This is a genomic window from Paraburkholderia sediminicola, assembly GCF_046027825.1.
Lineage (GTDB): Bacteria > Pseudomonadota > Gammaproteobacteria > Burkholderiales > Burkholderiaceae > Paraburkholderia > Paraburkholderia sediminicola_D.
Window position 1 is genome coordinate 1 of the sequence record NZ_JAQQDU010000181.1, and the last position, 7,079, is coordinate 7,079.

7 protein-coding genes are annotated in these 7,079 nt (G+C 61.7%); 4 read left to right on the forward strand and 3 right to left on the reverse strand.

The window, feature by feature from the left end:
- A partial coding sequence (locus PQQ96_RS41245; protein WP_408303052.1) for an aldehyde dehydrogenase family protein occupies positions 1-213 on the reverse strand: 213 nt, incomplete at its 3' end.
- A gap of 386 nt (positions 214-599) precedes the next feature.
- On the opposite strand from PQQ96_RS41245, the gene PQQ96_RS41250 reads away from it, so the two are divergent.
- The 4 genes from PQQ96_RS41250 to PQQ96_RS41265 all read left to right on the forward strand — a co-directional run bounded on the left by PQQ96_RS41250 (position 600) and on the right by PQQ96_RS41265 (position 4,823).
- The gene (locus PQQ96_RS41250) at positions 600-803 is read left to right on the forward strand and encodes a cold-shock protein (RefSeq protein ID WP_007181784.1); all 204 of its coding nucleotides are present in this window, start codon (positions 600-602) and stop codon (positions 801-803) included.
- Between the two features lie 305 nt (positions 804-1,108).
- Complete coding sequence (hpnJ, locus tag PQQ96_RS41255) at positions 1,109-2,530, forward strand: hopanoid biosynthesis associated radical SAM protein HpnJ (protein ID WP_120343030.1); 1,422 nt, start codon at positions 1,109-1,111, stop codon at positions 2,528-2,530.
- Positions 2,527-3,711: a bacteriohopanetetrol glucosamine biosynthesis glycosyltransferase HpnI gene (gene hpnI, locus PQQ96_RS41260; RefSeq protein WP_408303055.1), complete on the forward strand. Its 1,185-nt coding sequence runs from the start codon at positions 2,527-2,529 to the stop codon at positions 3,709-3,711. Before hpnJ ends, hpnI begins: the two co-directional genes overlap by 4 nt.
- Before the next feature lie 80 nt (positions 3,712-3,791).
- Entirely contained in the window at positions 3,792-4,823 is a 1,032-nt protein-coding gene (locus PQQ96_RS41265) for a lysylphosphatidylglycerol synthase domain-containing protein (RefSeq protein WP_408303060.1), read from the forward strand.
- Positions 4,824-4,910: 87 nt separating this feature from the next.
- Here PQQ96_RS41265 and PQQ96_RS41270 read toward each other — a convergent pair whose 3' ends face one another.
- Positions 4,911-6,311 carry an ATP-binding protein gene (locus PQQ96_RS41270; protein WP_408303057.1) on the reverse strand — a complete coding sequence of 467 codons (1,401 nt, stop codon included), beginning with the start codon at positions 6,309-6,311 and terminating at the stop codon, positions 4,911-4,913.
- Positions 6,311-6,970, reverse strand: a complete 660-nt coding sequence (locus PQQ96_RS41275) for a response regulator (protein ID WP_408303058.1) — start codon at positions 6,968-6,970, stop codon at positions 6,311-6,313. Before PQQ96_RS41275 ends, PQQ96_RS41270 begins: the two co-directional genes overlap by 1 nt.
- Positions 6,971-7,079 lie beyond the last annotated feature (109 nt).

Genomic DNA, 7,079 nt, shown 5'->3' on the forward strand with positions numbered 1-7,079 from the left:
CGCGCGCTCGTTGGCCGGAATCTTGCGCCAGGCTTCGAAACCGCGCTGTGCGGCGGCCAGCGCCCGGTCCAGATCGGCAATGCCAGCGTGAGCCACCTTGCCGATGGCCTTGCCGGTGGCGGGATTGATGACGTCGAGGGTTTTGCCGCTGGCAGCGTCGCACCACTCGCCGTTAATCAGAAGTCGGGTATCGGTATAGCTCGAGGTGACCATGCTGGGTTCCTGTAAGTGGGGAAAACGATAGGTCGCGCGGTCATGATGCATTGGGCTGGACCTGCGCGGCCAAGGATGGACTGCCGATAGCAAACATCTTATCTGATTGCACGCGATCGCATCGGCGGTGCGCCCACGGGGGTTGCCCGGGATGGGCTTTGCTGCTCCGGTTGCCGCGGCAGAGAGGCGACAGAGAAGCATCTGCCTGAGCGCCGCCGCGCAAACAGGCGTAAAGTCAAGCAGCAGTAGCAGGAACCGGCAGGAGCCAGGTGCAATGGATGGGGTCGTGAGTAGGCAAAAAGCTGCACTCACAACAACGGTCGAAAGCAACAGGCGAAAGACGGCGAACGCAACCCAATCAACCAAGGTGCAAGCGAGGAATCGACATGCCAACCGGTACAGTGAAGTGGTTCAATGACGCGAAGGGTTTTGGCTTTATCACACCGGACGACGGTGGCGAGGATCTGTTTGCCCATTTCTCGGAAATTCGCAGCGAAGGTTTCAAATCGCTGCAGGAAAACCAGAAGGTCAGCTTCGAAATCAAGCAAGGACCGAAGGGCAAGCAGGCGGCGGATATCAAGCCGGTGTAAGAGCAGTGACCGGTCCGCGCGCGCAGGCGCGCGGACTGGGCGATTTTTTTCGTGCAATGCCCGCAGCGGCACCACGATTGTCATATGTTTCGCTTATAAATGACGGAAGCGCAGGCGAGGCGAAGCCCAGGTATTAACCGTGTGGAACAGCACGGCCCAAGCTTATTTTTCTTAAGGTTTCCTTCAGCTTTGCTCCGTACTATTTGCGCGATTCCTTGTGCCCGTGCGCATCTCCGCGGGCAATAGTTCCGATAGTTTTCCGACAGAAAACTGAAAGCGCCGATCAAAGGCTTGCTGGAGCATCCATGAAAACCCTGTTCTTGCAGGCGCCGTCGTACGACGGCTTCGATGGTGGCGCGGGTTCGCGCTATCAGGCCAAGCGTGAAGTGCGCTCGTTCTGGTATCCGACGTGGCTCGCGCAGCCCGCGGCACTCGTCCCCGATAGCCGTGTACTCGACGCCCCCGCCGACGGCCTGTCCGTCGAAGCATCGCTTGACATAGCGCAGCAATATGACCTGGTGGTCATCCACACCAGCACACCGTCCTTTCCCACCGACGCGCTGTTTGCCGAAGACCTGAAGAAGCGCAAGCCTTCGGTGCTGATCGGCATGGTCGGCGCCAAGGTCGCGGTCGATCCGCATAATTCGCTGACGGCGAGCGAGGCGATCGATTTCGTCTGCCGTGAAGAATTCGACTTCACCTGCCAGGAAGTCGCCGAGGGCAAGCCGTTCGCCGGGATCAAAGGCCTCAGCTATCGTGCCGCCGACGGTTCGATCGAGCACAACGAAGCGCGCCCGATCCTGGAGAACATGGACGAGCTGCCGTTCGTGGCGCCCGTCTACAAGCGCGATCTGAAGATCGACAACTATTTCATCGGCTATCTGAAGCACCCGTACGTGTCGATCTACACGGGCCGGGGCTGCCGCTCGAAATGCACGTTCTGCCTGTGGCCGCAAACGGTGGGCGGGCATCGCTACCGTACGCGTTCGACCGAGAACGTGCTTGAAGAAGTGAAGTGGATTCGCGACAACATGCCTGAAGTCAAGGAGATCATGTTCGACGACGACACCTTCACCGACTTCAAGCCGCGCGTCGAGGAAATCGCCCGCGGTCTTGGGAAATTGGGCGTGACGTGGTCGTGCAACGCAAAGGCGAACGTGCCGTACGCGACGCTGAAGATCATGAAGGAAAACGGCCTGCGCCTGCTGCTGGTGGGCTACGAATCCGGCGACGATCAGATTCTTCTGAACATCAAGAAGGGTCTGCGTACCGACATCGCGCGCCGCTTTAGTGAAGATTGCCGCAAGCTCGGCATCAAGATTCACGGCACGTTTATTCTGGGGCTGCCCGGCGAGACGCAGGACACGATCCAGAAGACCATCGAGTATGCGAAGGAAATCAATCCGCATACGATCCAGGTGTCGCTCGCCGCGCCGTATCCCGGCACGACGCTCTACAACCAGGCGGTCGAGAACGGTTGGCTGGAAGAGAACAAGGTCATCAACCTCGTCAGCAAATCAGGGGTGCAGCTTGCGGCGATCGGCTATCCGCATCTGTCACGCGACGAGATTTACCACCAGCTCGAGAACTTCTATAAGCGCTTTTATTTCCGTCCGTCGAAGATCTGGGAAATTCTGCGCGAGATGCTCACGAGTTGGGACATGATGAAACGGCGCCTGCGGGAAGGCGTCGAATTCTTCCGCTTCCTGCGCGCTCACCAAGCGTGAGCGCTGTGCATCTGCTCGCCGTCACGCTTGCCTATGCGTGTGCGGCGGGTGCGGTTTTCGGCATCGCCTACACGATGCTGGCGGGCGCCTTGATCGGCCGGTTCTTCGCGAGAGCGGTGTCCGAGCCGACCAGTTTTCCGCCGGTCACGATCGTCAAACCGTTGCACGGTAATGAGTGGGCGTTGCTCACCAACCTTTCGAGTTTCTGTCAGCAGGACTATCCAGGCCCCGTGCAATTCGTGTTCGGCGTGCACGATTCAGCCGACCCCGCCTTGCAAGCCGTCGACGATCTGCGGCGGCTGCATCCGGAGGCGGACATCACCGTGGTCGCCGACGCGCGCCTGTACGGTCCGAACCGCAAGATCAGCAACATCCTCAATATGCTGCCGCAGGCCCGGCACGACGTGCTGGTGTTCGCTGACAGCGACGTGAGCGTGGGGCCGGATTATTTGCGCAATGTGATCGGCGAATTGCAGAAGCCTGGCGTCGGTCTCGTCACCTGTGTGTACCGCGGCGCGCCGGATCCCGGTTTCTGGCCGCGACTGTCGGCCAAAGCGACCAACTACCAGTTCCTGCCCGGCGTGGTGACGGGGCTTGCGCTCGGTCTCGCGCGTCCTTGCTTTGGACAGAGCATCGCGATGCGACGCGATACGCTGGAAAAAATTGGCGGCTTCACGCCGTTCGTGCAGCACCTGGCCGAGGACCACGCGATCGGCGAGGCCGTGCGCATGATCGGCGAGAAGGTGGTGATTCCGCCGTTCACGATCTCGCATGCCTGCGTTGAAAACAGCGCGACGAAACTGATCGCGCATGAACTGCGCTGGAGCCGCACGATCCGTAGCATCGATCCGCTCGGCCACCTCGGCTCGGTGCTGATTTTTCCGCTCGCTTTTGCGTTGCTCGCCACTGCGTTCTCGGGTGGCGCATGGTGGGCGTGGTCGCTTGCGCTGGTCGCCGTCTGCGCCCGGCTCGTATTGAAACTGCTGTCCGATCGCGCGTTGCGGCAGCCGCATCGTGACCTGTGGCTATTGCCGTTATGGGATATCGTATCGTTTGCGATTTTTGTGGCGAGCTTCTGGTCCTCGCGCGTGATCTGGCGCGGTTTCAGTTTCAAGGTAGATGGCGACGGCCTGTTGTCGGCGGCACAGGACGGCATGACGGATGAACAACAGGTTGGGTAAGCAATGATGCGCGGGTATCTGGCAGTGGGTGGCGAGGGCAATGCAGCGGGCTTGCAGCGGGCGCAAGGGGTGGTCGCGTGATGAAGCATCTTGGCCGCGTCGCCGCCCTTGCTGGCTTGCTGGTGTCACTGTGGCTGGTCTGGCAGGACAATCCCGGCGCCGTGCTCGGCGCACTGCGCGCCGCGGGTGCCGGCCTTCTTCTGGCGGCGATCGCGCACGTGTTGCCGATGATCGCCAATGCCTGCGACTGGCGCTCGCTGATTCGCGGCGCGAACCGGCCGGGCGTCGCCAATATGCTGCATCTGGTCTGGGTGCGCGAATCCGTCAATTGCATGTTGCCGGTGGCGCGTATCGGCGGCGAGGTGGTGTCGTTCCGGATGCTCAAGCGCTGGGGCGTACGGCCGTCTACGGCGGTCGGCAGCATCATCGTCGATATGCAGCTCACGGTGATCAGCCAGTTGCTGTTCACGATGGTCGGCATCGGTTTTCTGTTCGCGCATGCGCACTCCGACACGCTGCGGCTCGCCGGGCAACTGGCGTGGGGTGTGGTGGTACTGACGCCGCTGCTGGTGTTGTTCGCGCTCGTGCAGCATGCCAGTCCGTTCGAACGCATTACACGCGTGCTGAATCGTATGACGAGCGGCAAGCTCGCCACGCTCGTCGGACAATCCGCTCAGATCGACCAGGTCATCAAGCTGATCTGGCGCCGGCGCGGCGTGATACTGCGCTATCTGTTTTTCTGGCAACCCCTGCAATGCTTCCTGACGTCGCTGGAAATCTGGCTCGCGCTGTACTTTCTCGGCGTTCACGTCACGCTGGTCGAAGCGGTGGTGATCGAATCGCTGATCCAGGCGATCAGCAGTGCGGCATTCTTTGTGCCGGGCGGTTTGGGTGTGCAGGAGGGCGGTTTCATTCTGATCGGTGGCGCGCTGGGTCTCGATCCTTCCATCTGCCTCGCGCTCGCCGGCGCGCGGCGCATTCGCGATCTGCTGATCTTCGTGCCCGGACTGATTGCGTGGCAGTTTGCCGAGTCCTCGAATCGCGCGCCTAAACGCGCAGAGCAGGCAGAACAGGCAGGGCGAACGGTCGTGAGCGAAGCAAGCCAGCGCTAGGGCGGCGTGAGCGCGGGATACATCCCGCGTTCGAGCGGTCCAGCAATCTCCGTATCCGCGCCCCGATAGACACCCTCGGTAACCCCTTCACTCCGCTCCCGCATAAGCAGGAAACGACACTTCCACTGCGAGGCCGCGCTCGCCGATTCCCACGCCGAGACGCAGGCTCGCACCGAAATGCTCTGCGATCCGCGCAACGATCGAGAGCCCCAGCCCGCTACCGGTGGCGTGATTACCCGTCGCGCGGAAAAACCGGTTCGTCAGGCGCGCGAGATCGCCAGGCGCGACGCCGGGGCCATCGTCCCGCACGGTAAGCAGCACCCGGCCGAACACATACTGCACCGCCACTTCGATGCAACCGCCGGCGCGCCCATACTTGATTGCGTTGTCGAGCAGGTTGTCGAGCAGGATGCCGATGAGTACGGGCTCCGCATTGATCTCGGCGTGCATGTCGCCGGTGAGCGTCACGCGAATGTCTTTCTGCTGCGCATTGCGTTCGTTGGCAAGCAGTGCATCTTTCGCCACGGCCGCGGGCTTGAGCGGCGCGGTGGAGAGTTTTTCGTGCACGTCCAGACGCGCGAGCAACAGCAACTGCTCCGCGAGCCGCGCGCTGCGATCGACGCCTTGCACCACGCGTTGCATCGCGAGGCGCTGCAATGCCGTGTCCGGTTCGGCCAGCGCGACTTGCGCCTGCACCTTGATCGCGGCGAGCGGCGTCTTCAGTTCATGGGCGGCGTCGGCTGTAAACGCGCGTTCGCGTTCGATGGAGTGCCGCAAGCGCGACAGCACCAGATTGATCGCGTCGACGAGTGGCCGCACCTCGGTCGGCGCCCGGCCGATGTCGACCGGTTCCAGCCGGTTGATGTCACGTGCTCGAATAGCGCCGGAGAGCACCTTGAGCGGCGCCAGACTCCAGCCGATGCTGAACCACACCAGTAGCGCCAGCACCGGCAGCGCGAACAGTGTGGGGCGGGCGATCCGGCTGGCCACACCACTCACCAGATCGCTGCGCGTATTGGCCGGTTCGAACACGCGCACCGTGTGGCCCAGCGCGGTATCGCGCAAGGTGAATGAATGCCACAGTTGACCGCCCAATATGATGTCTTGCGTGCCGCTTGCGGAGGGTACCGGTAGATCCCACGCTTTGAGCGCGCGCAATTGCGGGCTGCCGGCCAGCACGTCGCCGTTCGCGCTGCGCACCTGGAACAGCGCGTCGCGTGGCAAGGCGTCGTCGTCGTCGCTGTCGTTCGCGCCGGCTTCGCCGCCTTCTTCTTCTTCGCGCACATCAATGCGCGCATTGGCCAGGGTGTTCAGGTTGCGCTGATCGAGCAGCGCGAGGATTTGCGTGAGCTCCGCGAGGCGCGCCTCTTCCCATTCGCCGACTTCGTGTTTCGCCTGGCGATAGCTCGATATCAGCGCGATGCCCCAGATCAGCACGATGCTGGTCAGGACCAGCAACACCAGGCGGCGGCGTATCGATGCCGACATTACGCTTTCTCGACCACGTAGCCAATATTGCGCACCGTTCTGATCAGCTTGGCGCCGAGTTTTTTGCGCAGATTCGACACATGGACTTCGATCGCATTACTTTCGATTTCTTCCTGCCATCCATACAAACTTTCTTCGAGGCGCGAGCGCGACTGGGGAATGCCCTGGTGGGTCAGCAACTGCATCAGGATTGCCCATTCACGCGACGTGAGGGGCACGCGTGCACTGCCCACCTCGACGGTTTGCGCGGCGGGATTGACCGTCAGATTCTGATAGCGAATCACTTCGACGCTGCGCCCTTGCGCGCGACGCAGCAAGGCCCGGCAACGGGCAATCAGCTCGGTCAGGTCGAAGGGCTTGCCGAGGTAGTCGTCGGCGCCTGCTTCGAGGCCGCCGACGCGGTCCACCACCGTGCCTCTCGCTGTCAGCACAAGCACCGGCACGTCCTTGCCGGCGTCGCGAACCCGTTTCAGCAGTTCCATACCCGATACCTTGGGTAAGCCGAGATCGAGCAACACCAGCGCATAGGCAGTAGTATCGAGTGCGAGACTGGCCTTGTGGCCGTCGCGTGCCCAATCCACCGTGAAACCGGCCTGACGCAGGCCCGCTTCGATGCCGCAGCCGATCAGGTCGTCGTCTTCTACGAGGAGTACGCGCATAGGGGAGAAGTTCCGTTCGATATTTCTATTGCATTGTGATGACAGCTTTTAAGTAAGCGCCGACCCGCCTACCCGAAGTGTAACCGTCATGTTCATGACACCCTTTATA